Source organism: Arenibacter catalasegens (assembly GCF_002909235.1).
Classification (GTDB): Bacteria; Bacteroidota; Bacteroidia; order Flavobacteriales; family Flavobacteriaceae; genus Arenibacter; species Arenibacter catalasegens.
Genome location: NZ_PHQQ01000016.1, coordinates 96,761 through 123,439, shown reverse-complemented (window position 1 = coordinate 123,439; position 26,679 = coordinate 96,761). Strand labels below are relative to the sequence as shown.

Below are 26,679 nucleotides of genomic sequence, written 5' to 3'. Positions count from 1 at the left end.
AAGCCAGTGGCACAAATCGAACCGTTATAAATTCAGCGCTCAGCTAAAATTGGCACAATTTGAACCGATATGCCTGGCACAAACCCGACCGATAACACTGGCACAAAACGAACCGAAATACTCAACTACCAAAAAGAACAGGAGCTTTAGCTCCAAATACATTATAAGGACCAATTTCATGCGAAAGGGAAGGGAGTGCGGATAAAAGTGAAAACAACGTCAACAAATGGCCGCTATGATTACCAAGGAAAAGGCGACCCTATTAGAAAATAGTTTTTGCAAGTAAAAAGAACATTCCCTCCTCAAAACGATAAAAGCAAGGATTATGGGAACGGAAATATTATGGATATTCTTCGGCATCCATACCGCATAGGCTCTCGAGCTTGGAACAGTAACTACAACAGGCCTCACAGGTTAAAAATAAATGCTATTACAAGGATACTATAAATCTAAATCCTCCGAGATTACTGTTTATCACGCTTAAATGAACGCCTGACATGATATTATACATGGTTAGGTGTAATCCTATAGTTTTCTATTACTTCCTCCTTAGAAGCTCCATGAGACGCCTTGGGTCATCTGTGTAGAATCGGTCTACACCTAAACCCAGAAGCAACTTTATTCTCGCTGGTTCATTTACAGTGTGTGCCCCAACTTCAAGTCCAGCCTCGTGTATCTTATCCACCTTTTCCATTGTAATCCCATAGTGGTAGATTACTAGGGATTCAAATCCTTCCATTTGGGCAACCTTAAGATCCTCATCAATATTCGTATCAGCAGGACGATCCCAAAACACTGGAATTGAATTCACTTCATTCTTCACTTCCTTCATTTTAAGTACACTATCGTCGTTGAATCCAACCCATGGTTCGGCTTTTAATTCTTTGATTATTGCGAGGGCTTCTTTACCACAATTCGTTTTTGGCTGAATCGACAATCGTGTCTCATTTTGCTGCATTACTAGACGAATAATATCAGACAGCAAAGGGACGCTTACAGGCGGGCATTCTTTTAAAGAGAGTTTATTACGTATCCTGAATTCATGTCCCACATCGACTGATTTCAGCTCTTCGTAAGTGACCTCAGATACCTGAAGACTCTGGTTGCCAACGGTGCCAGTAGTAGCGTCGTGAATTACCACAATTTGACCGTCCTTTGTCTTACGGATGTCTAGCTCAATCCAATCGACTCTAAGAGAAAGTGCGCTCATAAATGCAGGAAAAGTGTTCTCCGGAAAATCTGCAGAATTGCCTCTGTGAGCCGTAATACCAATATGCGCAAAATTACTCTCGTCTGAATATTCGCAACCTACAAACAGGCTTATTATCATTAAGTAAAAATATAAGATCCTTTTTCCAAAGATCGTATATAAACCAAATTCCTTTAAAGACCTTACGGCAACCAGAACAAATGTCACCATCGATAATATCCAATTCATATGCTATAAATCGTTAAATAAAACCATATTTAAATACTAATAATTTATGATAAATATGCAGATAAGGGGTTGAAAAAACAATGTATCAAATTTTATAATATTATCGATATTCCGTGACGTATCTATAATTTCAAAAACCATTTAAGCATGAACGTCAACAAGACTTAAAAGATAGAAAATTAATTATTACGTTTCTGAAAAAAAAAAGGATTGCCTACAATGCAAATATGAGAGGTTCAACAACCACATAAACACAGGCGTTCCGATCAACAAATTCTACTCAAATAGCCTTGTACTATTAGGGTATTTTCAGAATCATGTAGAACCATCGCTTCTCGGTGGACTATCACAGGAGCTGGTTTCCCGAACTGGACAGCTATTGGGCCTCCAAAAACAGGTTGAATCTTATTTTGCAGGGAATAAACACATTGGCACAATCTCTCTGTGAAGATTTTGCACAGCATAATATCTCCGATCACGCTTTCGTACTGGCTTCAAAACCTATCATAAACCGTTCGGGAAAACGTGCCGGGAAAATGGTAAGGAAGATAACCGAAAAGGGCAATACCTCCACAAAGGGAATGTATACCAAGGGATGGGGCCATGCATTGTAATTCTACCTTCCAGGCGGCTTTCCCCATCCAGAGCAGATAATACCCACGCCTCCGTTGATAAACAACCAGACACGATATAAACAGTCATGCTCGGAAAATCTTGGGACTACCTTCTTCAGGACAAAATATGTTGACCCCGACTTTTTCCGGATACACAGCTCCAGACCGTATCATAAAACATATATTATTAAAAATGGGTAGGCCAAAACATAAAAAATGCCTCCAATTATATTCAGAAGAATTTTTAACGCACTACAGTTAATAAAAAAACACAAGTACTAAAACTGTCTAATTAAACTGTGGTTACTTTACAATATAACTACTAAAATACCTTTCTACATTGCCCTCTACCACAATGTCAGGTTTTATCTTCTTAACAATTTCGTAATCATACCCGCCCCATATATATATTGTTTTGTAGAAATGTTGAGAAATGAACGGTCTTAATGCGATAGTAAATGAATCACGAAAAAATAATGCTGTCGTTTTATTCATGGCATTATTATTAATATCAATTATAGTTCTTGCGGGGAAACCCTTTGTGTTTCCGTTTTGGATAATTAGTACTTCCTTACTTTCAAAATGTGGGTTTTCCTCCATAAACTCAGAATCACCCTCGAGGCCTAGTGCTTTTAACAACCCACCACCTGTTTCGTTTTTAATAGAAATATTATAGTCCAATTTACTTTTAACCGGAGATATGTCTTCTAAACCATTAGATATAAATGGAATAAGTTCACGATATGCCAAAAATGCTCCGAAATCATTCCAATGGCTATCGTGCTTATGATATAGAAAATTAACTTTTTTTTCATTTATCAATTTGCTTCTAATATCTAAAATGTTTAGACTCGAATTTGTTTCCTTATGATAATTAAGAATTTGGTCAGCCCTAGATACTGTATCTTTCTGAAGCAATTTAATTCTGTATGGTAGGTATTCAGGATAAACAGTGTGTTTATTAGGGTAGAAGGTTATATAATGCCTTATGCCATCCTTATTTAATTGGTTTTGGGTTTGCACCCAACTATTAAATATTTTTTTTAATTCCGTTGGAGAATGTAAATTTTCTCTGGTGTAATCTTGTTTAATTTTATAAAAATCACCCCAGAGATACATCCATCCTTTTTGACCAATTATTACTTTATCAGGAACGGAAGATTCATTAAATACCTTTACCTTTAAATAACTTAAAAGGCTTACGAGGTTCTCCCTGAGCCCAAAATTGTCACTATAATAATTATCATAAGATGCTGGAAAAGATAGGGTGCTTTCCCAGTTGAGTTCAGGTTTGACGCTTAATATCCTGTTTTCGCTGTTGGTGTTTTGTAATTCATTTTTAACAAATAGTGCGGGCAACATTAGCATTAATAAAAAGCAGGAAATTAATATATAGGAATAAACATTTGAAATGGTTGCCAATCCATTATATTTTGGATAATATATTAGAAAATACAGTAGAAAACATAATGTAAACAAGAGAGCAATATACGTATGGAATTTTCCTTTAGGTTGCGAAATGTTCGACATTTCCGAAAAAACTTCCTCAAGATTCTTAGAAGTTAAAAAAGGATCATATGGCGACCAGAGGTCATTACGAGTTTTCGTTTTTAAGAGTTGATTTGTGGTGTCAATGTCTATAAACCCATTCGGATTAAAATATTCTAATAAATCCGTGCTAGCTATTCGAAATTCCTCATTATATCTAGAAATAATAATATTATCATAATATATTGATTTTTGATTACTATTTTCCCCAATATCAAGCCTAATAGTCGAAACGGAATCCAACGGTATTTCAAATTCGACATCCTGAATAAAAGAATTTCCAGTAACTTCCTTTTTTACGCTTTTGATACCCGAAAACCCTTTATCAAATTCATTTTTATAATATATTTGAAAGATATCATCCTCTAAAACTTCCGTTTGAAAAGTAATATTTATAGTGTTTTCATAACCAAGTTTAGTAGCTAGACTTTCCATTAAATAATTGGCTACCAAAAAAATAATTATTCCAGCTAAAACGACGATAATTTTCTTTAATATAGGATTGATCATGATTTCTACTTAGAATCTAAAATAAATAAACGGATTATAGCTATTGCTTGCTATTTGCATTGCGCAAACTACAAAGGCAATTACCATTAGCAAAAGAATGGCAAACTTTTTGAAACCAAAGTAGATTGGATTATATTGAAAAAATTTTCCTGACTCAAATTGTTTGACCAGGTTAATAACTTTGTATCGAATTGGCGTGGCAATTATAATACCTAAAATTAGTATTGTTAGCACAAAATTATCTAATTCTGCAAATGGAGCATAATTTGTGCCATTGGTAAGCCCGAACATACTTTTGAAATAACCTATGGAATAAGCCAGTGTTTCGGATCTAAAGAAAACCCATCCAAATAGAACTACAACAATAGCATAAAAATGCTGTAAAAATGTCGGCATTTTACTCAAAATCTTCTTGCCTCCTACTCTTTCGAGAATTAAAAATGTACCATGGAACAATCCCCATATCACAAAATTCCAACTTGCTCCATGCCATATTCCAGTTATTAAAAAAACAATTATCAAATTACGATATATCGTCCACTTTTTTCCTCTACTTCCGCCCAATGGAATATATAAATAATCTCTAAACCATGTAGACAACGAAATATGCCAGCGGCGCCAAAACTCCTGTATGGATTTAGATATATATGGGTAATCAAAGTTAATCGCAAATTTAAAACCGAACATTTTCCCTAAACCAAGGGCCATGTCCGAATAGCCCGAAAAATCAAAATAAATCTGAAGGGCATAACAGAGAATTCCAATCCAAGCGAGAGATGTTGGAAGATTTTCTGCCGCAACAGCAAAGGTTTGATCTGCTATGATTGCAGCTGTATTAGCGAAAATCATTTTTTTCACAAGACCTCTTACAAATTGCAATATTCCATCAACGAACACATCCTTTTCTATCGTCCGATTGGTGATCTGCTTATCTATATCGTGGTAGCGAACTATTGGACCAGCAATTAATTGAGGGAATAATGAAATGTAAAGACCTAAATTTAAAGGATTCTTTTGAGAAGAGACTTCTTTTCTATAAACATCAATGCAATAAGAGAGACTTTGGAAAGTATAAAAAGATATCCCAATTGGTAATGCAATTTCAGAAATGCTAATATTTTCAAATGGACCCAACCACTGGATGTTTTCCAAAATGAATCCGTAATATTTATAATAAATAAGAAAGGATATATTTGTTAACACCGCTAAAGCAAGAATTATCTTTGCAACATTTTTATTGTTCATTTTGGTCAAAAAATAATCAATCCCTATTCCAAAGATATAATTCAAACAAATTGAAGATATCATAAGAATGATTATTACGCCTTCACCCCATGCATAAAAAAACAAACTGGAAAGCAGCAAAAAAAAATTCCTGAATTTTGGCGCTAACAATAAATTTCCGATAATTACAATAGGAAGGAAAATAAATAAAAATAAAGCAGAGCTAAAAACCATTAGAAATAATTAATTTATAAAAATGCCAAGGTATAAGATATAATTATAATTTTTTAAATTAATGTAGTTAAATTTGCCGCCTATAACTCTATAAACCTCACAGATATATGAAGCCAATTCCATTATTAATGAGGGTGTTCCAATGATTTTTTGGCAAATTATTCAGATTAATAAGGTCAATATGATATTCAACCCATTATCTTGGGATATAAAGTGAATAAGAAATTTAATTTATGAAAATATTGCTAAAACAATATCATGGTATCACTAATTTGATATTGATTGTCATTTTTTGTTCTACATTGGTGTTTTCGAATAATTTAAATTCTTATTGCCTTTTCGCAATCTTTTTTTTCAATGTCTGTCTGTCTTGGGATAGAGAATTCTTCTTTCTTATTGTAAAAGACAAATATTATCTACTTTTTGTAAGCTATTTTTTACTTCTAATCTTTAACTGCTTTATTAGTAATAACAATCATCAAGCAGTTAAATTATTAGAAAGAAGTATAGCATTTCCATTCTTGCCAATTGCTATAGGATTCATGATGCGGGATCGTAGAGTATTCAAATGGGTTCTAAACGTCTTTATATGGGTATTATCAGGAATGATAATAATTGCTTTTTTAATCGCGTTATCCAAAAACCTAGTCTATAACTTTACAAATGAAATAGAGATTACAAAGCTTAAATCTTGGTTTTTCACCTATCACTATCTTGCCGGAAATGTTAACATTACTGCTATTTATTTTTCCCTTTTCATTTCTTTTGCCGCTGTGATTTTAATATATAATATGTTCATTCAGGATATTTTGGATAATAAATGGACCCATAAATTCAGATATCCAATTATAGCTATTTTAAGCTTAGGGCTAATATTGCTTTCAGCTAGAACTATTCTATTCACCTATATACTTATGTCATTGTTTATCATTGGAATATATTTTTATAAACAAAGAAGATTCTTCACATTTATTATAGGGTCTATTGGTTTGGTTGCCATTTTAGGAATGTTAATTGCTCTTAATGATGTTTTATTTTTGAGGTTAAAAGGAGTTTTTCTACCTCTTGAGGAAACAAAGTATTTTTCTGGAGGTTTATATTCCAGATTTTATCAATGGAAAGCAGTTTTCTTGGAATTTTATCAGAACAATCTACTAATGGGATTTGGAACTGGTGATTCTCAAGATGTATATAATCAAGCCTACATAAGCGCTAATCTTCCTTGGGCGGAAACGGATAGTTTTAATATTCACAATATGTACCTAGAATCCTTATTTTCAATGGGCCTAATAGGTGCGGTAATTTTGATTTTAATCTTATTTGGTTCATTATATATTGGGTTTGTTTCAAAAAACAAACCATATTTAATTTTCCTGACTATATTCATGTTCGCGGGTTTAACAGAATCATTGTTAAATCGGCAATATGGAATTATTTTTTTTCTATTTGTAAATTTTATTTTTTATTACCACTTAAATGAAAGATACTTTAAAAATTGCCATTCTAGGAACACGCGGAGTACCTAACAACCATGGAGGTTTTGAACAATTCGCAGAGTATTTTTCAGTGTTTATGGCTGAAAAAGGTCATGACGTGTATGTTTATAATTCCCACGATCATCCTTATCAAGAAAAAACATTTAATAGTGTAAATATTATTCACTGTTATGACCCTGAATATAAAATTGGTACTGCAGGGCAGTTTATATATGATTTAAACTGCATCTTAGATACCAGAAAAAGAAATTTTGACATTATACTTCAACTGGGCTATACGTCTAGTTCCATTTGGCACTGGTTAATGCCCAAAAAGAGCCTTATTGTCACCAACATGGACGGTTTGGAATGGAAACGTACCAAATATAAACCTGCCGTTCGTAAATTTTTAAAATATGCCGAAAAGCTGGGAGCCAAATATTCTGATTATTTAATTGCAGATTCCGTGGGTATACAGGAACATTTAAGAAATACTTATCAAAAAGACTCGGAGTATATTGCTTATGGGGCCACTAACTTTATAAATCCACATCCAGGCGTTTTGGCCCAATATAATTTAGAAAAGTATAATTACTCCATGATCTTGGCCAGATTGGAACCTGAAAACAATATAGAAACAATTTTGGAAGGTTATAAGAGGTCCAAAACAATTTACCCAATTGTTGTTGTCGGCGGCTTAAATGAGTATGGACTTGGACTGCAAGAACAATATAGGGAGGATGTCAGAATCCAATTTGTTGGTCCCAATTACAATCAAGAAGAACTTAACAATTTAAGACATTATTCCAGGTATTATTTTCACGGACATTCGGTAGGAGGTACAAACCCTTCACTTTTGGAAGCAATGGCCTCCAATGCACTTATAATAGCCAATAACAATATTTTTAATAAAAGCATATTGAACACAGAGGCAATTTATTTTGACTCCTCGCATCAAATTACTCAAATCCTAAATGAGGATGAATATATTTCGCTTAATGAAAAAAATACACTAATAAATAAAGAAAAAATTGACAGTGAATTCAATTGGGATATTATCAATAAAAAATACGAGCAATATTTAGTTAGTTTGCATAAACGACATTAGAATCCTTGGTTACAATCAGTTTAGTCTTCTAAAATGTTAATATACCTAAACTGAAAACTCTTTAAAGCGATTTATATCAAGGAAAATAAAAATTCTCATTGAGGACCGGAATCGTAGTATTGGTAAACCCATAATCAAAATACCAAATCCGGTATAAATAGAATCATAATCCTCGTTACAAATATTAAATTTATCTTTGTCCAAATTGATAACTTAAATAGTACGGTTCAAAATTAATGTTTTCCAAAAAACACCGTTATTCCAGCCTCATTACCCCCGTATCCTATGGGGTGGATTTATTGGTGATCAATCTTTTTGCCAACATTCTCCCCATTAACTTTCAGTACCCCATACTTTTTCATAGCTACCTGACCTTGGCATGGATTATCCTTTCTTTTAAAAACAACTTTTATGAAGTTTATCGGTATACTAAAGTATCCTATATTCTAAAACTACTTTTTAATCAGTTCGTATTTTTCTTTTTAATACTATACGCCTTTATCGGCTTCTTCAAGCAACCAAACATGAGTCGATTGGCTTTGGGGGAGTATTTTGTTTCGGTTGGACTTGCCATATTTACCATTAAATTCTTGAATTATATCCTTTTAATGAAATACAGGGAAAGGATAAAAGGAAATATGAGAAATGTTGTGGTTATCGGAAAGAACAAGAAAACCGATCAACTAATCGAAGTTTTTAATGATCGTCGAGAGTATGGGTATCACTTTGTAAAACAGTTCTGCCCTTCAGACCCCTCTTTTGATATTTATAAGACCTTCATTTACATTGTAGAAAACAAAGTGGATGAAATATATTGCTCCGTTTCCGAATTGAAAAACAATCAACTAACCGAATTTATCAACTTTGCCGATAATAATTTAAAAACCCTCAAATTTATACCGGACAATAAGAATATTTTTTCAAAAAAACTCACCTTTGAATATTACGATTATATTCCAATCTTATCACTGAGAGACATTCCTTTGCACAATCCGTTGAATTCAGCCTTAAAAAGAGGTTTCGATATTTTGTTTTCACTAATTGTGGTAATAGGTGTTCTCTCATGGTTGGCCCCTATAATTGCTTTAATTATTAGACTAGAAACCAAAGGGCCTGTATATTTTAGACAAAAAAGAAATGGAATAGACAATAAGGAATTCTACTGTTATAAATTTCGCTCCATGGCCCCCAATGAACACGCCGATAGCATGATGGCCGTTAAAAATGATATGCGAACTACCAAGGTAGGCAGGTTTATACGTAGAACAAGTATAGATGAACTTCCACAATTTTACAATGTGCTATTTGGTAATATGTCGGTGGTAGGCCCACGGCCCCACATGGTTAAGCATACCAATGAATTTGCCAACAGGGTTGATAAATACATGCTACGCCACTTCGTAAAACCCGGGATAACAGGTTTGGCCCAAGTACGAGGGTATAGGGGCGAAATAGAAACAGACAATGATATCTTGAACCGTACTAAATTTGATATTTTCTATATTGAAAACTGGTCGCTGTTCATGGATTTTAAGATAATTGTGCAAACAGTCCTCAATGCCATTTCCGGTGAGAAAAAAGCGTATTAAAAATATAATTTCATAAAAAGGGCACGCATAGATAATTGCATGCCTAAAATTGAATAACAAATGAAAAAAGTACTTATCACCGGTGCAGCCGGATTTTTGGGATCGCATTTATGCGATCGTTTTATAAAGGAAGGTTATTATGTCATTGCTATGGATAACCTCATAACTGGTGATCTAAAGAACATTGAACATCTTTTCCCTTTGGAACAATTTGAGTTCCAACACCACGATGTTTCCAAATTTGTGCATATTCCAGGTAAACTGGATTATATTTTACATTTTGCCTCGCCAGCAAGTCCCATAGATTACTTAAAGATTCCTATTGAAACCCTAAAGGTCGGTTCTTTAGGTACTTTAAACCTATTGGGTCTGGCAAAGGAAAAAAATGCCAGGATATTGGTAGCATCCACTTCAGAGGTATACGGAGACCCCTTGGTACATCCACAAAATGAGGATTATTATGGCAACGTAAGTCCCGTAGGACCACGTGGCGTATACGATGAGGCCAAGCGCTTTATGGAGTCCATTACCATGGCCTACCATCGTCACCACGGTTTGGATACTAGGATTGTCCGAATATTTAACACCTATGGTTCCAGAATGCGATTGAACGATGGTAGGGTTGTTCCTGCTTTTATGGGACAGGCATTGAGGGGAGAGGACCTTACGGTTTTTGGCGATGGCTCACAAACCCGGTCTTTTTGTTATATAGATGATCAAGTAGAAGGGATTTACCGTTTATTGATGAGCGACTATACTGATCCTGTAAATATTGGTAACCCCCATGAAACAACAATCAAGGAGTTTGCTGAAGAAATCATTAAACTAACTGGCACTGACCAGAAAGTAATATACCAACCTTTGCCACAGGACGATCCTATGCAGCGTGAACCTGATATTAGTAGGGCTAAGGAAATTTTGGGCTGGGAACCTAAAGTTCATCGGGCCGAGGGACTTAAAAAAGTATATGAATATTTTAAATCCCTTTCCCCAGATGAACTTCAGAAAAAAGAACACAGGGATTTCTCTCCCAAATAAATAGATAATTCCACCTCAAACCGTATTTTTGGGGAAATTTTTTAAGAATGAATATCCTGATCCTTGGTGCCGGAGGGCGCGAACATACCTTAGCTTGGAAATTAACACAAAGTCCAAAACTTAAAAATCTTTTTGTGGCTCCCGGAAATGCGGGAACCGCTGCCATAGCGAAAAATGTACCCATTGGGGTAAATGATTTTGAGGCCATTAAAAAATGTGTGCTATCTGAAAAAATCGATATGGTAATTGTAGGCCCAGAAGATCCCTTGGTTAATGGGGTGCACGATTTTTTTCTAAATGATGACACCTTAAAAAATATTCCAGTAATTGGCCCTCAAAAGGCCGCGGCCACCTTGGAAGGAAGCAAGCAATTTGCCAAAGAATTTATGATGCGGCACAACATTCCCACCGCTGCTTACGAAAGTTTTACAGCTGAAACCTTGGAAAAGGGATACGCTTTTTTAGAGACCCTAAAACCGCCATATGTATTAAAAGCGGACGGACTGGCTGCTGGCAAAGGGGTATTGATCATAAGCAATCTTCAGGAAGCCAAAGATGAACTGAAAATGATGTTGGTCGACTCCAAATTTGGAGCTGCAAGTACAACTGTGGTCATTGAAGAATTTTTGGACGGAATTGAACTAAGCTGTTTTGTGCTTACCGATGGTAAAGGTTTTAAGGTCTTACCTACAGCAAAGGATTATAAAAGAATTGGTGAAGGCGATACCGGATTGAATACTGGTGGTATGGGGGCCATTTCCCCTGTTCCCTTCGTAGATGAGGTATTTATGAACAAAGTACTCGACTTAATCGTGAAACCCACCGTAGAAGGCTTTATATTGGATAATCTCCCATATAAGGGATTTGTGTTTATCGGTCTTATTAAAGTAGGGGACGAACCAAAAGTAATTGAATACAACGTTCGCTTGGGTGATCCTGAGACCGAAGTGGTAATACCAAGGATAAAGAATGATTTGGTAACCATTTTTGAAGCTGTGGCAAACCAAACCCTGGATAGTATTGACCTAGAAATTGATGAGCGCACGGCTACTACTGTTATGGCCGTATCCGGTGGCTATCCTGAGGCATATCAAAAAGGTGTTGAAATAACTGGTTTTGGTAATATAGAAGATGCCGTTGTATTCCATGCCGGAACCGAATTAAGGGATGGCAAGGTCTTGACCAATGGCGGCAGGGTTTTGGCGGTTACGGCTTATGGTTCCAACTACAAGGAGGCACTAAAAGAATCCTATAAAAACATTGAAAAATTACATTTCGATAAGATGTATTATCGTAAAGACCTTGGATTCGATCTTTAAAAAGCACTTTTACTTAAGAAAATCAAGTCTTTGTACATAACAGAAAGGGATAGCAACTGCTATCCCTTTCTTATTATAGATTTTTTAATTCCAAATAAGGCAGTATTCCAATCAATATCGTATACTTGATTATAAGTAGGAGTGTGCACTAACTTCCTTGTCTTCCTCACCACTATCGTTGTATTTTTTCAACTGCAACATCCAGTAAATGAAGGCCGTAGCACCAATCAGCATAAAAATCCAATTCAATGTATTTGCTCCCCACCAATTCTCCATGCCACGTAAAGCATCAAAAGGAGCAAAAAGTACATTTACAAATAAATCCGCGATACCGTAAAAAAATGAATCCATCTTAATTATATTTACCATGCAAAAATATAAAAACCTAGGATGATTTCAAGCATTTTTGGAAGAACAAAACCAATAAATTATATAATACTTCTGGTATTTCTATTTTTCTTTTATTGGTTTACCCACTTTTTCCTCTTCCAAAAATCGTATTCACCTCAACAAATATTAGGGCAAACAGCGATTTTAGGGTTTTTATCCTTTAGCATTTTTGTGGTTAATTTTATTAGCTTAAGAAATAAGATAACTGGTGGTAATTCTTTGGCCATCCTATTTTACACCTTGTTAATCGTATTGTTCCCTGAAGTGCTAATAGATTCCAACGCCATTCTTTGTAGCTTTTTTTTATTGCTTTCCATACGTCGGATACTAAGTTTCCGGTCTTTAAAAAATATTAAACTAAAAATTTTTGATGCCACCTTTTGGATATTGATAGCCAGTTTGTTTTACGATTGGGCTATTCTCTACCTTATAACCGTTATCATTGCCATTTACTTTTACGATCCAAAAAACATAAAAAATTGGTTGGTCCCATTTGCCGCAATAATCGCTATGTTCCTCATTATGCTTGCGGTTCTAGCTTTGAGCAACAATATGGAGTTTTTATGGAATCATTATTTTTTTGATTTTAAGTTCAATGCTGTTTATTTTTATGATTGGAGCAATAGCACTTTATTATTTCTGTACATAGCCACCGTTTTACTCTGCGGCTTTTTGGCATTTCTAAAATTAGGAAATGTTGGAGTAGGTAAATTGGTGACAATGCGATTGGTCCTAATCTTATTCTTTATTGGATTGTTGGTTAAAGTTCTAAAATCTTCCCAGGATACCCACCCTATTCTGATTACGTTCTTTCCTGCCGTGGTCTTTATTACTACCTATGTCCAGTCCATTAAGAAAGAGAGTATCAGGGAAATAGTACTCATGGCATCCGTAATTATTCCCTTTATTGTCTTAATTACCCATGTTTTAATGAAATAGAATATTCGTTTCTTCTGGAAACCAAGGTCTCATATCTAGTCTGAATAAAACCGATGAAGCTTCCTCTATTACGCCTTAAGATCATAATGTGGGCCATCAACAAAATAGCCATCAAATAAAATCTGTTTTTAAATAAACGGTATCTTTGTCTTAAAATATTGTCAATATGTTCAGTGATTTTGCCTTTAAAATATTTCAAGAAAGCATCGAAAAATATCATCTATCGGATGATGTATCCCAGCCGTTTAGCAATCCATATCCGAAGGACGAAATTGCCCATCTGTTATATCGTAAAAATTGGATCGACACTGTGCAATGGCATTATGAAGATATTATCAGAGATCCCAATATTGAACCGGTTGCAGCACTTAAACTTAAACGAAAAATCGACTCCAGTAACCAGGATAGAACTGATTTGGTAGAATTTATTGATAGTTATTTTTTAAATAAATACCAATCGGTAGAAAAAAATTCGAATGCTACTATTAATACGGAAAGTCCAGCTTGGGCTGTAGACCGCCTATCCATTTTGGCTTTGAAGATTTACCATATGCAGGAAGAAGTTGATCGAAAGGATGCCTCCAAAGATCATATTCAAAAATGCAGGACTAAGCTTAACATTTTATTGGAACAGAAAAAAGATTTATGTTCCGCTATAGATCAACTATTATTAGATATAGAATCTGGCAAGAAATACATGAAAGTTTACAAGCAAATGAAGATGTACAATGACAATGAACTTAATCCTGTACTTCGCAAAGCACCCTGACCTCAAATAATGAAATTCTTAACTTAGCCACTCAACAATAAATAGATGGAAAAGGAGAAAAGTACTTCCCTAAACCCAAAGAGGAACGCAAGGGATACCGTTAAAAAAACTCCGCCCGAGGCTACCAAAAAAAAGCACCTATTGGTCATTCGTTTATCCGCAATGGGCGATGTGGCTATGACGGTTCCAGTACTGACTGCTTTAGTACAACAACATCCAGGGATAAGAGTTACAGTGCTGACCAGAGGTTTTTTTAACCCCATTTTTCATGACCTAGAAAATGTAAGCATTTACGAGGCCGATGTAAAGGGCAAGCACAAAGGTGTAATTGGCCTTTGGAAGCTGTATAAGGAACTAAAAGGCCTAAACATACATATGGTAGCTGACTTGCATAACGTACTTCGCAGCAACCTCTTAAAAATGTATTTTAAGGTGGAATCCATTCCCTTTGTTCAGATAAACAAGGGTCGGACAGAAAAAAAAGCTATTACCTCTTTTAATAAAAAAGTATTTCGCCAGCTTAAAACTACTCATCAACGTTATGCGGATGTTTTTGAAAAACTTGGATTGCCCATAGATTTGGCAAGAGCTACCAAGCTTCCTAAAAGGTCCATAACTTCTTCCACAAGGCAATTGGTGGATGGCAAGGGAAAAAAATGGATAGGTATAGCTCCATTTGCCGCTTTTGATGGCAAGATGTATCCTTTGGATTTAATGGAAAAAGTAGTTGATTCATTAAATGAAAGCGCACTAACCCAAATATTACTTTTTGGTGGCGGAAAAAAGGAACAGGAACAACTGGAAAAGTGGGAAACCAAATTCAGTAACTGTATCAATATTGTAGGCAAACTACCCTTCCACGAGGAGCTGGCCTTAATTTCCCAACTAGACCTAATGCTGGCAATGGATAGCGGTAATGCCCATTTAGCATCCTTGTTCGGAATTCCTACCATAACGGTATGGGGCGTTACACACCCTTATACCGGATTCTATCCATTTGGACAAAATTTCAATTTTGCAATGTTGGCGGATAGGGATAAATATCCTTTAATCCCAACTTCAGTTTATGGAAACAAGTACCCCCCTGGTTACGAAAATGCAATGCGAACCATTTCCCCCAAAGATGTCATTCTAAAAATCGAGGAAACACTGAAGAAATAACATCAAAAAAGAACCTTATTAAGAAAACTGGTGCAATTTCCCATTATATTAACAATGATTGTGGTAGTCCTTTCTCTAATATTCCAGTAAAACCAGTTGACTAAGCAGGCTCTCTGTGCTCTATTAATTTAAAGTAATGCTTAAGCTGTTGAATATATTTATAACGCAACATTTTACTATTACCTTCGACCATTAGGGTACGTATGCCAATATAAGATGAAATTAGATAAGTGGCTACTCCTTCACTATCTATGTGCCTATTTACATACCCATCCGTTTTTCCTTTCTGTAGGGCAGTCACTAAATTAACTTCCCATACCTTTAAAATATCCTGAAGATAATTCATGATATCCGGATTCTTCCCATTAAATTCGGTAATGAAATTACTTAAAACGAATCCGTAATCCAGAAAGTTGTGCTCTGCCGTTTCCAACGCACTATCAAAACAGACCAAAATCTTGTTTAATGGATCTTCTTCGCCCTCAATAGGTTCTATTAGGTTACTATAGACCTTTCGGAATAGAAGGTTCTGCACAATACTAATAAAGAATTCCTCCTTGGATTGAAAATGGTAGTAAAAGGCACCCTTAGAAAGGGAGAGTTCCTTTAAAATATCGTCAATGCTGGTGTTATGATAGCCTTTTTGGTAAAAAATATCTAAGCCCGTTATCTGCATGCGTTGCATGGTAGCCATGCGCTTCAATTGTTTGTCCATAAGATTTGGTTTCTATAAACAGACCCTTAAGTCCGTTACCCTAACTCAATTTTTGGCTATTTATTTAAAAAATGAAGCTGAAATTAAGTTTAAATCGATGAAATACAGAAAAAAAACATTTCTAAACCAAATTTTTAACAATAGCAAACCGTATGGTCAGTCTTAAATAGTCTATTAAGGTCAAAAACAATATAAATCTTAAATAACAGAACCTTGACAGCTGCTCCCCGCCCCTGCAGTACAACCATAACAATGTTGCGAAATCATAATGTCTCTATCATTAAGGATATCTTCATTGTAATCCTTTATGTGTTTAATTTTGCTGGCCACCTTTAACCCCAACATTTGGTTAAAATCGCAATCGTAAAGCCACCCATCCCAGCTAATTGAAATGGTATTGGTGCACATTACATTGGCCACAGCAGAAGGGTTGTATGCCTCCACTAGGGAATACATATAATCTTCATAATTCCCAGATGCTATTAAATAATCCAAAAAGCGAGCTATTGGGAGGTTTGTAATGGCAAAAAGGTTGTGAAAGTTAATCTCAAAATCTTCTAAAAGTGCCTTTTTAAAATCGCGCTCAAGCGCATTTTGATCTCCTGGCAAAAAGGCCCCGGACGGATTATAGACGAGATCTAATCTCAGGGAACTGTCCGGCATACCATAGCCCACCTCATTTAATTCTTGAAGTGCTTTTATAGACAGGTCGAATACTCCTTCCCCCCGCTGCTTATCTGTTTTCCCCCGGGTGTAATGTGGCATAGAAGAAATCACATGAATATTATGTTTCTTAAAAAATTGGGGAAGGTCATAATATTTTTTATTGGCCCTTATGATGGTAAGATTAGAGCGAACTATAAAGTCCTGTATCCCTGCCTTGGCCGCCTCCTCCACAAACCATCTAAAATCCGGGTTCATCTCAGGCGCACCTCCCGTTAAATCTAAGGTGTGGGCCCCTGTTTCACGAATGACCTCCAAACATTGTTCCATTGTTTCCCTGGTCATGATCTCCTTCCGGTCCGGGCCAGCATCTACATGACAGTGTTCACAAACCTGGTTACACATATAACCCACATTGATCTGTAGAATTTCCAATTTTCTTGGACGCAATGGAAACTGCCCTATCTGGGTCAATTTATCTTTAAAATAGGGTAATTCCCCATCTTCAAATATCCCGCCATTAAGGATTTCCATTTGTTTATTGTCCATAACAAGGGGCTCCTGCCTTGCCTTTAAAGATTTTGTTGCCATTATTGTCGTATTCAGTTATTAGTACGCAATATCAATGAAAGATTACAAAAAGATGGGCGTTTTTGCCCGTTACTTTCTTAAAACCCATAATAGACCATAAGTCTTAGGAATAATTGAGATTGCCATATTTATTACATGGATAGCTTGTTGTATTTATTCATCATTTGAACTCCATGGACTAAGGTGGCTCCACTTTCAATAGCCGCACCGGCATGTATCGCTTCCATCATCTCTTCCTTAGTTATCCCTTTTTGCAAACCATCTTTTGTGTATGCATCTATACAATAGGGACACTTCACCACATGTGCCACTGCCAAGGCGATCAGGGATTTTTCCCTGGCACTTAATGCGCCTTCCTCAAATACTTTTCCATAGTAATCAAAGAACTTGGTTCCAAGTTCTTCGCTCCATTCAGTAATTTTTCCAAACTTCCGTAAATCCGCCGGGTCATAATAAGAATCTGCCATTTTTCTGTTATTTAAATTGATTATATTTTTTTCTATCAAAATCATAAGGGGTTCCCCTTAGCTCCCTTTCTTCCAAAGGAAGAATTTCCATATTGTCCCAAAGGCCCGAAATTAAACTATCTGCATACCCCCTCGGAAGCCCATTTTTTATCATACAATTATGGGCCGAAATGTAATCATATTCAAAATGATGATGGGCGTATTTCAATATTTCCCCTTCATCCTCTAAAATTAAGTACCACACACGGGACAAACCCTCATTTGCAGGCATTCCGACAACTCCCGGATTCAACCAAATTTTTTCCTGAATCTTCTGATGAAACGGAAGACCGCAATGACCCGCAACAATAACATCACTTTTTGAGGTAGAAAAACTTGCCTTTTTTAAACTTTCCGGTGTAGATCTAAAAATAAAATCGGATATATGATTATAGGAACCATGCACTACCATAACCTTCCTGTTTGTCATTTCAAAACTTAAGTGTTCTGGGAGTTGGCCCATCCAAGTGATGGATTCCTTGGACAATTCCCTTTGGGCGAATGGGTACCATCTTTTAGAAAATCCATCACAGCTGCTTCCAGGTGCAAAATCACAACCACAATCTTCTTCCCCTTTAAACAACTGCTGTTCTACATTGCCCATAATACTCCTTGCTCCCCAATTGCGAAATAACTGTATAGTTTCCTCAGGTTGTGCGCAATAACCAATAATATCTCCAGTACAAATACAGTTTTCTGAAGGTATGCCCATCTCTTTCGAAAGCTGTACTAGCTGCTCCAAAGCCTGTAAATTACTGTACACTCCTCCAAAAAGCAGTAATTTGCCGCTTATATTTCCCAGTTGTGTTATTTTCTTATCCATTTCGGTATAAAATATAAAAGTACACAGGCCATAATTCCCCAGAAATTAATCCAAAGAAGGTCTGCATATTTCCCCTCGGTAAAAATTAAACCCCTAGGGAAAACTTCAAAAATCAATAAAAATCCAAATATAATTCCACAAAAAACACTTAAATAAAAACTGCTTTTGGGAGTATCCACATTCCAAAAGACAAAAACTGGTGTCAGTCCAATAACCATTGTACCGCTAATGGTGGTAGCCGATAAAATTTCTGCATCAAAAAAAACAGGGACAGTCCCTAAAATGGCTATAAGGGCCATGGATAAACGGCCAAATTTTAAAGTATTCCCCATTTTCAGGTCTATGGACAACAATTTAGAAAAAGAAGAAAATGTAGAATCCAAAGTGGAAGCTGCGGAAGTAATCATAATGAAATTGATCACCAATAATATTACAACCCCAAATGCCTTTCCTACCTCTACCGCAGCCTGTCCTGTCATCCCCCCCAATTGGGCATATACGCCAATAACACTGAACAGTACAATACACAAAGCTCCTATTACCCCGGCCCACAAAAAACTTTTTAGGGTCACCTTTGGACTGCTAATAAATCCCCTATCTGTAAGTACTGGGTCATGAAAAGGGTAACTCATGGATTGTAATAACGCGGCCAACAGTAGGTTTCCGCCCATTTCCATGGACCAAACTCCAGTTGTCGCCACTTTTTCAAGGGTAAAATGTGTATCTACTGCAAAGATATTCCAGAGCACTACCGTCAGTAAAATGGAAAAAAGAGCCATCTGAATTGTATCTGTAAAAATAGAGCTACTTAGACCGCCCTTTAGGGCATACGCCAGTGTTAGTGCCGTAAAAACCAAAATGGACCAATAGTAAGCAGAAGATCCCGCTTCCCCAAAATAAGAGCCTATTACCATGGTATTGCTCCAAACTTCGTTAAAAAGTCTAATAGCTATTAAGATGGAGAAAAGAGCTACGGCACCCTTTCCAAACCTCGAAGTTAAAAAATGATGGATACTATTAAATTTCCCAACAGTCCGCATTTTATAAATGATTATACCCGCTACCACAAAAGAAACATAATATGCCGCGTAGGCAACTCCTCCCATTATCCCAAATTCCAATCCCAAATTGGCCGCATTGGTTATACTTTTGGCAAAGATCCAGGAAATTACCAAACTACCCATAAGGATAAAGGCATTGGGTGCCCTTTTACCTTGTAAGGCCTTGAAAAATTGTTTGGTATTTATGGCTTTGGGAGACAATATAAAGAACAGCATACTGGACAAAATGATAAGGGCCCATTGTAGACCTTCAACCCCAAAAAGAGCAGTATTTAAATTTATATTGATCGTCATTAATAGGTTTTATACAAACAATGTAGATTACTATTATTAGGGATTACCAAGGGTGATCCCAACAGACAGCACTATTAATGCTATTCCCATTGGTTGCTTCAGCTCCCAAAAAAAATAATTGATGTTAAGATTGATTTTGTAATGGTGAATACCACTACTTCTTTATGAAATTAAATGGAGGTCAAATGTGGGGATCCCTTATTGAAATATTCACTTTTAATGAAAAAATAGGAGGAAATAATGTAGTGCCAAAAGCGTGTGAAAAATAAGGCAAGCTGTTCAATAATAAGTTGAAATATGTGAGGTGGAATAGAATTATAAACCAAAAGAACCTTTCTAAGGTCGGATGGCTTATCCAAATCAAATAATCTTCGCAAGAATTCGACTTTAATTTTTTTCGATTCAAAAAGACCAGTGATACTTTTTGCCAATATACTTGTCTGCCAAGGTAGGGCCAAAAGTAATTTGGAATTTAAATGGGATTTATTAAGACCCATTAGGTAAAATCCGCCGTCGGTAGATGGTCCAAGAACAAACTTATTCTGACCAAGAACCCGATCGGCCCGTAAGATATCGGATACCTTTAGTTGTGGGGTATCATTTCCAATAGTAATTACCCTTTCAAAGCCCTTCTCGAATATGGCGGCAATGGCATTCACAAACCGCTCCCCAAAGCCACTTCCTTCCTGTTCATTCTCTGTAAAATGAAAATAGGGAAGCCCGGTTTTACTAACTGTTGTTATGGTGTGTTTGGTAAGGCCGTTAAACAAAATTTCCCCATTAGCGATTGTCTTGTGCTTCAATTCTTCTTTAGAGGAATTGGCAAACACCAGAATCGCGGTTCCATTCATTTTTAAGGGTTCGATCATTACTAAGGATGTTGCATAAACATACGATAAAAAATACCAAACACTTGGTCGATGTCTTGGCAAATTCATTACAGCAATTGTGAAGTTAGGAACAGGGATTTTTTCAAAATTATACTAATTGGTTGGTAATCCTTTGAGAATATAGATAGGTAAAGAAAAGAACAAGGATATAATGACCAAATAAAACGATAGGGGGGACAACTCCGTTGTTTTATTATTATTAAGGAGTGGATGACCGACTCCCCGGTTGAAAACTAAATTAAATTTCATTAAACATTTTAAACGAAACCATCCGTAAACGGGGTTATGCTGACAGCGCATGGATTGAATTCACATTGTTTTGTTAAAGTCACTCTAAAAGTGAATGAACATTCATTTTTCAATATCTTTGCACTGTATTAAATATGTGTTCAACTCAATACTTTATAAATATGAATAATTTCCAATATAAAAATCCGACCAAAATATTGTTCGGTAAAGGACAAATAGAAAATTTGACTCAAGAGATTCCTGCTAATGCTAAAATATTAATGTTATATGGAGGAGGAAGCATTAAAAAGAATGGCATTTACGATCAAGTAAAAAAAGCCTTGCAAAATTTTGAGGTAATTGAATTTGGTGGTATTCCGGCAAATCCGGAATATGAAATTTTATTAGAGGCATTGCAACTAATAAAATCCGAGAACATAACTTTTATGTTGGCCGTTGGCGGTGGTTCTGTAATAGACGGAACAAAGTTCTTATCTGCTGCTGCACTATACCAAGGCGACACACCATGGAATCTTTTAACACAAAATAAACCCACTTTAAAAGGCCTGCCTTTTGGAACAGTACTGACCTTACCCGCAACAGGTTCTGAAATGAATTCAGGAGCGGTAATTACGAGATCTGAAACCCAGGAAAAATTGGCAATGGGCGGACCTGGATTGTTCCCCATATTTTCTGTACTTGATCCCCAGGTAATTGCTTCCCTTCCAGAGCGACAGTTGGTAAATGGCATAGCAGATGCCTTTACGCATGTATTGGAACAATACATGACTTATCCCATAGGAGCCTCCTTACAAGATCGACTCGCCGAGAGTGTTTTACAGACCTTGATCGAAGTGGCGCCCCAAATTATTAAGGATCCTACCGATTATACGGCGGCCTCCAACTTTATGTGGAGCTGTACCATGGCACTAAATGGTCTACTGCCCTTAGGTGTACCTACAGATTGGGCAGTACATGCCATTGGACATGAATTAACCGCGCTTTATGGCATAGATCACGCAAGAACTTTGGCCGTGGTTGCTCCTAGTCATTATAGATATAATTTTAATAGCAAGAAGGAAAAATTGGCCCAATATGCTGAACGCATATGGAATATTACCGAAGGAACTTTGGAGGAAAAAGCTAATTTAGGAATTGAAAGGACAGAGGTCTTTTTTCATGAATTGGGCATAAAAACCAAACTATCCGATTATACGGAAAAATTTGATGGAAGCGCAAAGATTATTTCCAATAGGTTTAAGGATAGGGGTTGGTTGGGCCTAGGTGAACATAAATCACTATCGCCCAACGACGTAGAAAAAATTGTAGAGATGGCCTATTAAGACAGAGGAAAGACCGTTAATTTGGAATATCAGCATTCCAAATAGTATAAAAAAAACCTTCGAAGTAAATTTCGAAGGTTTTTTTTATAATACATCTTCAAGGAAGATGTTCCATTCATGTCTTACTTCTTGTAGCTCTCGTTCAAAATTTTAACGATAGCATCGGTCACATTATGGGTTTCGGTCCCATAAAGAACGCTACCCCCGTCACCACCAGTTAAAATAAAAGAGTATCCATTTGATTCCCCGTATGCCTTGATTTCATTTTTTACTTTAGACACCAAGCTATCCATCTCTGTTTGACCTTCCATCTGCAATTGCTGCTCTTCCTGTTGCAACTGTTGGCCTATGAACTGACTACGTTGTTGTAATTGAGCATACTCCTCTTGCGCTTTGGTTTGAGCCATTTTTTGAGCCTTAGCCTGGAAAGCTTGTGCCTCAATTTGAAAAGCTTGGGAAACACTATCCCTCTTTTTTCCGAAAGTTTCCGTTCTTGTCTTAAACTTAGCTTCAATATCAATTTTCTCCTGATAGGTATCCATCAACTTCACATTATCGACAAAAGCTATCTTTTCTTGTTGGCAAGATATTGTTCCGATAAATACCAGCGCCAAAACTAATTTTTTCATTTTCTCTTTAATTTAAATTTGGGCAAAAATAGAAAAGGTTTTTTAGAATAAGTCAAAAATTTTTGTCAAAAATTAGAACCCAAGAATTTAGTCCAGCCCATTTTGTCTTTTTCCATGGAAGGGCAACACATCTAGCCTTCAACAATCATCAATAAAATCTATACTAAAAATATTTTCAATACTTATACTCTATGGTAAATGAATGCTAAATAAAGCCTGTTCACATCTTTCTTCCGCGAGAAATGCCCATATATGACTCACGCAGTAAAACAGCCGTAAAACCGCTTAAAACACGTATTAGCCTCTTTTAATGATGTAAATCAAGGAAGAATACTCTTTGGACTTATAAGCCAACATATTTGACTTTAAACCCGACCAAAAAGCCTTTACAAAATTATGCTTACCGCTCTTATATCTTTCAGAAAGAAGGGAGACATAAAAGGCATCAAAAATCATAGGCTTCGTCTTTATAACTTTCATTCCATGTCCAGCAAAAATGCTCCGAACACTATTTCTGGAAAAATGCCAAAGATGTCTGGGCACATCATATGCAGCCCAATAATTTTTATAATAGTTGGCATCGTAGGATTTAAAGTTAGGAACAGCAACAATAAGAGTTCCTGAATCCGATAGGAGTCCTACCAAGCTGGAGATCTGTTTATCAAGATCCGGCAAATGTTCCAAAACATGCCAGAGCGTTATAACCTCAAACTTTCTCTGCGGAAGTGAATCCAAATCTCCATAAAGTTCAATGTCTTTTTCTGCGGCTTTACGTTTTGCCAATTCGCTAGGTTCAACCCCATAAATTTCCCAACCCTGCTTTTTTGCTACAGCTAAAAAATCACCAGTACCTGCTCCCACATCCAACAGTGTTTTGTCTCCAGAGACATAGGTGTCAATAAGGGCGAGTTTACTTTTTAGATTATATCCTTTTACAATATGATAAATCTTATCCACAAAAGATTTCTTGGCATCGGTATGAGAAATATAATTTTCACTTTCATAATACCTCCACAGATCCTCAGGTTGTGGTTTGGTCACCAACATATCTAAAACAGGATCGTGCAACAATTGAAACGACTCTCCAGTAAGGGTGTAATCTTTTGTCTCTAAATAAAGCTTCATGGTATAAAACGCTGATAAATATAAATACACGAAGCAACGAAGATACTTTAAAACCGCAGTTCTTGAAAGTGAATATCAAATAACATTGTCAACTATACTATCCCTACCCCACTATGAAAAATAAACCCCCATAAGCCAACTACACTTTATTACATTATTAAAACTACAAGCACTATTAATTTAACAAGAAGATATAATGCCTATTCCGGAAATAAATCTATCTATTTCCAGACCTCGCTGTGCATGCCCATTTTATGATTCAACAGAACACAAAACAATCAAATAATCCAACCGCATTCAATTCTCTTGACTATCGATTTTACTATGAATGTGTTTGATCATAAACGTACGGAGCTAAAGATTTTAGCCTGCCAATTATACTCAAAAATTCCTTTAATATTCGATTACCGTCAACCTCTCCATTTAATATTTGGCCTCAAAAACTAAGCCACAAAAAAAGGATGTTTACTCATCAATTAGAGCAAACATCCTTACAAGAAAATTATATTATAACAGCTTAAACAACGTTAAGATCACGTTCAGTTAATTAATGTTCCACGTGGAACATATAAGTCGATCATAAAATTACCGGCCCATATAGACCAGTAAAACACTAATGTCGCTTGGCGAAACACCACTAATTCTAGAGGCCTGTGAGATTGTGACTGGCTGAATAGCCTTAAGCTTCTCTCGGGCTTCATAAGAAAGAGACTTAAGCTTACTATAATCAAATCCGTTTGGAATTTTTATATTTTCCAAACGTTGCAATTTATCTGCATTGTTCTTTTCCTTGGCGATATAACCAGAATATTTAACTTGAATTTCAGCTTGCTCCATAACCTCCCGATTCAAATTATTATCGGAAACAAACTCAGAAACACCTTCCAATTGCAACATATGATCCATAGTCACTTTAGGCCTAGAAAATACCTTAAACATCTTATCCGGTTGCTTTACAGTCGAAGAATCCAAACCAACTAAAATAGGATTAATCTCTTCAGGCTTAAAACTAGTTTCTCTAAAAAATTCGATAAAGGCATTAGATTTACGCTCCTTCTCCTCCATCTTAACAAGCCTCTCCTCTGAAGCCAAACCCATTTTAAAACTTCTCGGTGTAAGTCTTAAATCCGCATTGTCCTGACGTAATAAGGTCCTATATTCTGCCCTAGAAGTAAACATACGATATGGCTCTTCCGTACCCTTTGTGATAAGATCATCTACCAATACCCCAATGTAAGCTTCATCTCTATTAAGAATAAAAGGATCCTTTTCATTGATTTTTAAATGAGCATTTATCCCTGCCATTAAACCTTGGGAAGCAGCCTCTTCATAACCTGTTGTTCCATTGATTTGACCTGCAAAATACAAGTTATCAATTAGCTTAGTCTCTAACGTATGCTTCAACTGTGTAGGTGGAAAATAATCATATTCTATAGCATAACCAGGTCTAAAAAACTTCACTTTCTCAAATCCCCTAACAGATCTTAATGCCTTAAATTGTACATCTTCCGGCAAAGAAGTAGAAAACCCATTAACATAAACCTCTACGGTATTCCAGCCTTCAGGTTCAACAAAAAGCTGATGACTATCCTTATCCGCAAAACGATTTATCTTATCCTCAATAGACGGGCAGTATCTTGGCCCCAAGCTTTTAATCCTGCCATTAAACATGGGAGAACGATCAAAACCCTCCCGAAGCAAGTCATGTACCAAAAGGCTCGTATGGGTCATATGGCAATCCCGCTGTTTAACAAGCGCCTTTGTGTCCGAATAGGAAAACTTTTCAGGAATCACATCCCCAGGTTGAGGAATCATAACAGCATAATCCAATGAACGTCCATCCACCCTAGGTGGTGTTCCCGTCTTCATTCTTCCGCTTTCAAAACCTAAGCCCACCAATTGTTCGGTAATTCCGGTTGCAGCTTTTTCACCTGCTCTACCCCCACCAAATTGTTTGTCTCCTATATGAATTAATCCGTTTAAAAAAGTACCATTAGTAAGCACCACAGACCTAGATCTAATGTCTATTCCCAAGGATGTCTTTACTCCTACAGCACGCCCATTCTCCACCAAAAGTCCAGAAACCATTTCCTGATAAAAATCCACATTAGGTGTATTTTCCAAGGCCATTCTCCATTCTTCCGCAAAACGCATTCTATCATTTTGCGTCCTAGGGCTCCACATGGCAGGGCCTTTACTTTTATTAAGCATCTTAAATTGGATGGCGCTTTTATCACTTACAATACCACTATATCCTCCCAATGCATCAATCTCGCGGACAATCTGCCCCTTTGCAATTCCACCCATAGCAGGATTACAGGACATTTGTCCAATAGTCTGTAGGTTCATTGTAACCAAAAGAGTTTTAGACCCGAGATTGGCCGCTGCAGCTGCAGCTTCGGCACCAGCATGACCAGCACCAACTACGATAACATCATATTCCTTTTCAAACATA

At 36.3% G+C, this 26,679-nt stretch carries 24 protein-coding genes; 11 read left to right on the top strand and 13 right to left on the bottom strand.

The features are described from left to right. Nucleotides 1–205, top strand: a 205-nt coding sequence (locus CWD90_RS23275) for a hypothetical protein (RefSeq protein ID WP_205161240.1), incomplete at its 5' end; no start/stop codon positions are given. A gap of 333 nt (nucleotides 206–538) precedes the next feature. Here CWD90_RS23275 and CWD90_RS13610 read toward each other — a convergent pair. After that, entirely contained in the window at nucleotides 539–1,438 is a 900-nt protein-coding gene (locus tag CWD90_RS13610; RefSeq protein WP_103476615.1) for a glycerophosphodiester phosphodiesterase, read from the bottom strand. Nucleotides 1,439–1,776: 338 nt separating this feature from the next. On the opposite strand from CWD90_RS13610, the gene CWD90_RS13605 reads away from it, so the two are divergent. Further along, the gene (locus CWD90_RS13605; protein ID WP_103476614.1) at nucleotides 1,777–2,052 is read left to right on the top strand and encodes a hypothetical protein; all 276 of its coding nucleotides are present in this window, start codon (nucleotides 1,777–1,779) and stop codon (nucleotides 2,050–2,052) included. 303 nt (nucleotides 2,053–2,355) lie between these two features. Here CWD90_RS13605 and CWD90_RS13600 read toward each other — a convergent pair whose 3' ends face one another. Further along, nucleotides 2,356–4,110, bottom strand: a complete 1,755-nt coding sequence (locus CWD90_RS13600; RefSeq protein WP_103476613.1) for an alginate O-acetyltransferase AlgX-related protein — start codon at nucleotides 4,108–4,110, stop codon at nucleotides 2,356–2,358. A 9-nt stretch (nucleotides 4,111–4,119) separates the two neighbouring features. Beyond that, nucleotides 4,120–5,568 carry an MBOAT family O-acyltransferase gene (locus tag CWD90_RS13595; RefSeq protein WP_103476612.1) on the bottom strand — a complete coding sequence of 483 codons (1,449 nt, stop codon included), beginning with the start codon at nucleotides 5,566–5,568 and terminating at the stop codon, nucleotides 4,120–4,122. A gap of 233 nt (nucleotides 5,569–5,801) precedes the next feature. Here CWD90_RS13595 and CWD90_RS13590 point away from each other — a divergent pair, with 233 nt between their 5' ends. From CWD90_RS13590 to purD, 5 genes are all read left to right on the top strand, one after another. Then, nucleotides 5,802–7,094, top strand: coding sequence for an O-antigen ligase family protein (locus CWD90_RS13590; RefSeq protein ID WP_103476611.1), 1,293 nt, complete (start codon nucleotides 5,802–5,804; stop codon nucleotides 7,092–7,094). Then, entirely contained in the window at nucleotides 7,045–8,151 is a 1,107-nt protein-coding gene (locus CWD90_RS13585; RefSeq protein ID WP_103476610.1) for a DUF1972 domain-containing protein, read from the top strand. The genes CWD90_RS13590 and CWD90_RS13585 overlap by 50 nt, the downstream gene beginning before the upstream one ends. A gap of 236 nt (nucleotides 8,152–8,387) precedes the next feature. Further along, nucleotides 8,388–9,740 (top strand): exopolysaccharide biosynthesis polyprenyl glycosylphosphotransferase, encoded by a 1,353-nt coding sequence (locus CWD90_RS13580; RefSeq protein ID WP_103476609.1) that lies wholly within the window; start codon nucleotides 8,388–8,390, stop codon nucleotides 9,738–9,740. Between the two features lie 60 nt (nucleotides 9,741–9,800). Continuing rightward, the gene (locus CWD90_RS13575; protein ID WP_103476608.1) at nucleotides 9,801–10,778 is read left to right on the top strand and encodes a UDP-glucuronic acid decarboxylase family protein; all 978 of its coding nucleotides are present in this window, start codon (nucleotides 9,801–9,803) and stop codon (nucleotides 10,776–10,778) included. 47 nt (nucleotides 10,779–10,825) lie between these two features. Continuing rightward, entirely contained in the window at nucleotides 10,826–12,097 is a 1,272-nt protein-coding gene (gene purD / locus CWD90_RS13570; RefSeq protein WP_103476607.1) for a phosphoribosylamine--glycine ligase, read from the top strand. A gap of 129 nt (nucleotides 12,098–12,226) precedes the next feature. Here the strand turns inward: purD and CWD90_RS13565 are convergent, their stop codons facing one another. Continuing rightward, nucleotides 12,227–12,448 (bottom strand): DUF6341 family protein, encoded by a 222-nt coding sequence (locus CWD90_RS13565; protein WP_103476625.1) that lies wholly within the window; start codon nucleotides 12,446–12,448, stop codon nucleotides 12,227–12,229. A gap of 39 nt (nucleotides 12,449–12,487) precedes the next feature. On the opposite strand from CWD90_RS13565, the gene CWD90_RS13560 reads away from it, so the two are divergent. The 3 genes from CWD90_RS13560 (at nucleotide 12,488) to CWD90_RS13550 (ending at nucleotide 15,356) form a co-directional block, all read left to right on the top strand. Continuing rightward, nucleotides 12,488–13,426 carry a hypothetical protein gene (locus CWD90_RS13560; protein ID WP_103476606.1) on the top strand — a complete coding sequence of 313 codons (939 nt, stop codon included), beginning with the start codon at nucleotides 12,488–12,490 and terminating at the stop codon, nucleotides 13,424–13,426. A 166-nt stretch (nucleotides 13,427–13,592) separates the two neighbouring features. Further along, the gene (locus CWD90_RS13555; RefSeq protein WP_103476605.1) at nucleotides 13,593–14,195 is read left to right on the top strand and encodes a DUF4254 domain-containing protein; all 603 of its coding nucleotides are present in this window, start codon (nucleotides 13,593–13,595) and stop codon (nucleotides 14,193–14,195) included. 45 nt (nucleotides 14,196–14,240) lie between these two features. Continuing rightward, a complete protein-coding gene (locus CWD90_RS13550) occupies nucleotides 14,241–15,356 on the top strand; it encodes a glycosyltransferase family 9 protein (RefSeq protein ID WP_317045730.1) in 1,116 nt (371 codons plus the stop codon). 100 nt (nucleotides 15,357–15,456) lie between these two features. Here CWD90_RS13550 and CWD90_RS13545 read toward each other — a convergent pair whose 3' ends face one another. The 6 genes from CWD90_RS13545 to CWD90_RS13520 form a co-directional block, all read right to left on the bottom strand. Next, nucleotides 15,457–16,071 carry a TetR/AcrR family transcriptional regulator gene (locus tag CWD90_RS13545; RefSeq protein WP_103476604.1) on the bottom strand — a complete coding sequence of 205 codons (615 nt, stop codon included), beginning with the start codon at nucleotides 16,069–16,071 and terminating at the stop codon, nucleotides 15,457–15,459. A 198-nt stretch (nucleotides 16,072–16,269) separates the two neighbouring features. Continuing rightward, nucleotides 16,270–17,325, bottom strand: coding sequence for an arsenosugar biosynthesis radical SAM (seleno)protein ArsS (arsS, locus tag CWD90_RS13540; protein ID WP_103476603.1), 1,056 nt, complete (start codon nucleotides 17,323–17,325; stop codon nucleotides 16,270–16,272). 131 nt (nucleotides 17,326–17,456) lie between these two features. After that, nucleotides 17,457–17,792: an arsenosugar biosynthesis-associated peroxidase-like protein gene (locus CWD90_RS13535; RefSeq protein ID WP_103476623.1), complete on the bottom strand. Its 336-nt coding sequence runs from the start codon at nucleotides 17,790–17,792 to the stop codon at nucleotides 17,457–17,459. 7 nt (nucleotides 17,793–17,799) lie between these two features. Beyond that, nucleotides 17,800–18,654 (bottom strand): metallophosphoesterase family protein, encoded by an 855-nt coding sequence (locus CWD90_RS13530; RefSeq protein WP_103476602.1) that lies wholly within the window; start codon nucleotides 18,652–18,654, stop codon nucleotides 17,800–17,802. Beyond that, nucleotides 18,639–20,009 (bottom strand): sodium:solute symporter family transporter, encoded by a 1,371-nt coding sequence (locus CWD90_RS13525; RefSeq protein WP_103476601.1) that lies wholly within the window; start codon nucleotides 20,007–20,009, stop codon nucleotides 18,639–18,641. The genes CWD90_RS13530 and CWD90_RS13525 overlap by 16 nt, the downstream gene beginning before the upstream one ends. Nucleotides 20,010–20,179: 170 nt before the next feature. Next, the gene (locus CWD90_RS13520; RefSeq protein ID WP_157941226.1) at nucleotides 20,180–20,878 is read right to left on the bottom strand and encodes a TIGR04282 family arsenosugar biosynthesis glycosyltransferase; all 699 of its coding nucleotides are present in this window, start codon (nucleotides 20,876–20,878) and stop codon (nucleotides 20,180–20,182) included. Between the two features lie 431 nt (nucleotides 20,879–21,309). Between CWD90_RS13520 and CWD90_RS13515 the strand changes: the two genes are divergently transcribed. Then, nucleotides 21,310–22,470: an iron-containing alcohol dehydrogenase gene (locus tag CWD90_RS13515; RefSeq protein ID WP_103476599.1), complete on the top strand. Its 1,161-nt coding sequence runs from the start codon at nucleotides 21,310–21,312 to the stop codon at nucleotides 22,468–22,470. A gap of 122 nt (nucleotides 22,471–22,592) precedes the next feature. On the opposite strand, the gene CWD90_RS13510 is transcribed toward CWD90_RS13515, so the two are convergent. The 3 genes from CWD90_RS13510 to mnmG all read right to left on the bottom strand — a co-directional run bounded on the left by CWD90_RS13510 (nucleotide 22,593) and on the right by mnmG (nucleotide 26,678). Continuing rightward, nucleotides 22,593–23,099, bottom strand: coding sequence for an OmpH family outer membrane protein (locus CWD90_RS13510; RefSeq protein ID WP_103476598.1), 507 nt, complete (start codon nucleotides 23,097–23,099; stop codon nucleotides 22,593–22,595). Nucleotides 23,100–23,396: 297 nt separating this feature from the next. Further along, nucleotides 23,397–24,224, bottom strand: a complete 828-nt coding sequence (locus CWD90_RS13505) for a class I SAM-dependent methyltransferase (RefSeq protein WP_103476597.1) — start codon at nucleotides 24,222–24,224, stop codon at nucleotides 23,397–23,399. 585 nt (nucleotides 24,225–24,809) lie between these two features. Beyond that, nucleotides 24,810–26,678: a tRNA uridine-5-carboxymethylaminomethyl(34) synthesis enzyme MnmG gene (gene mnmG / locus CWD90_RS13500; RefSeq protein ID WP_103476596.1), complete on the bottom strand. Its 1,869-nt coding sequence runs from the start codon at nucleotides 26,676–26,678 to the stop codon at nucleotides 24,810–24,812. Nucleotide 26,679: the final 1 nt, after the last annotated feature.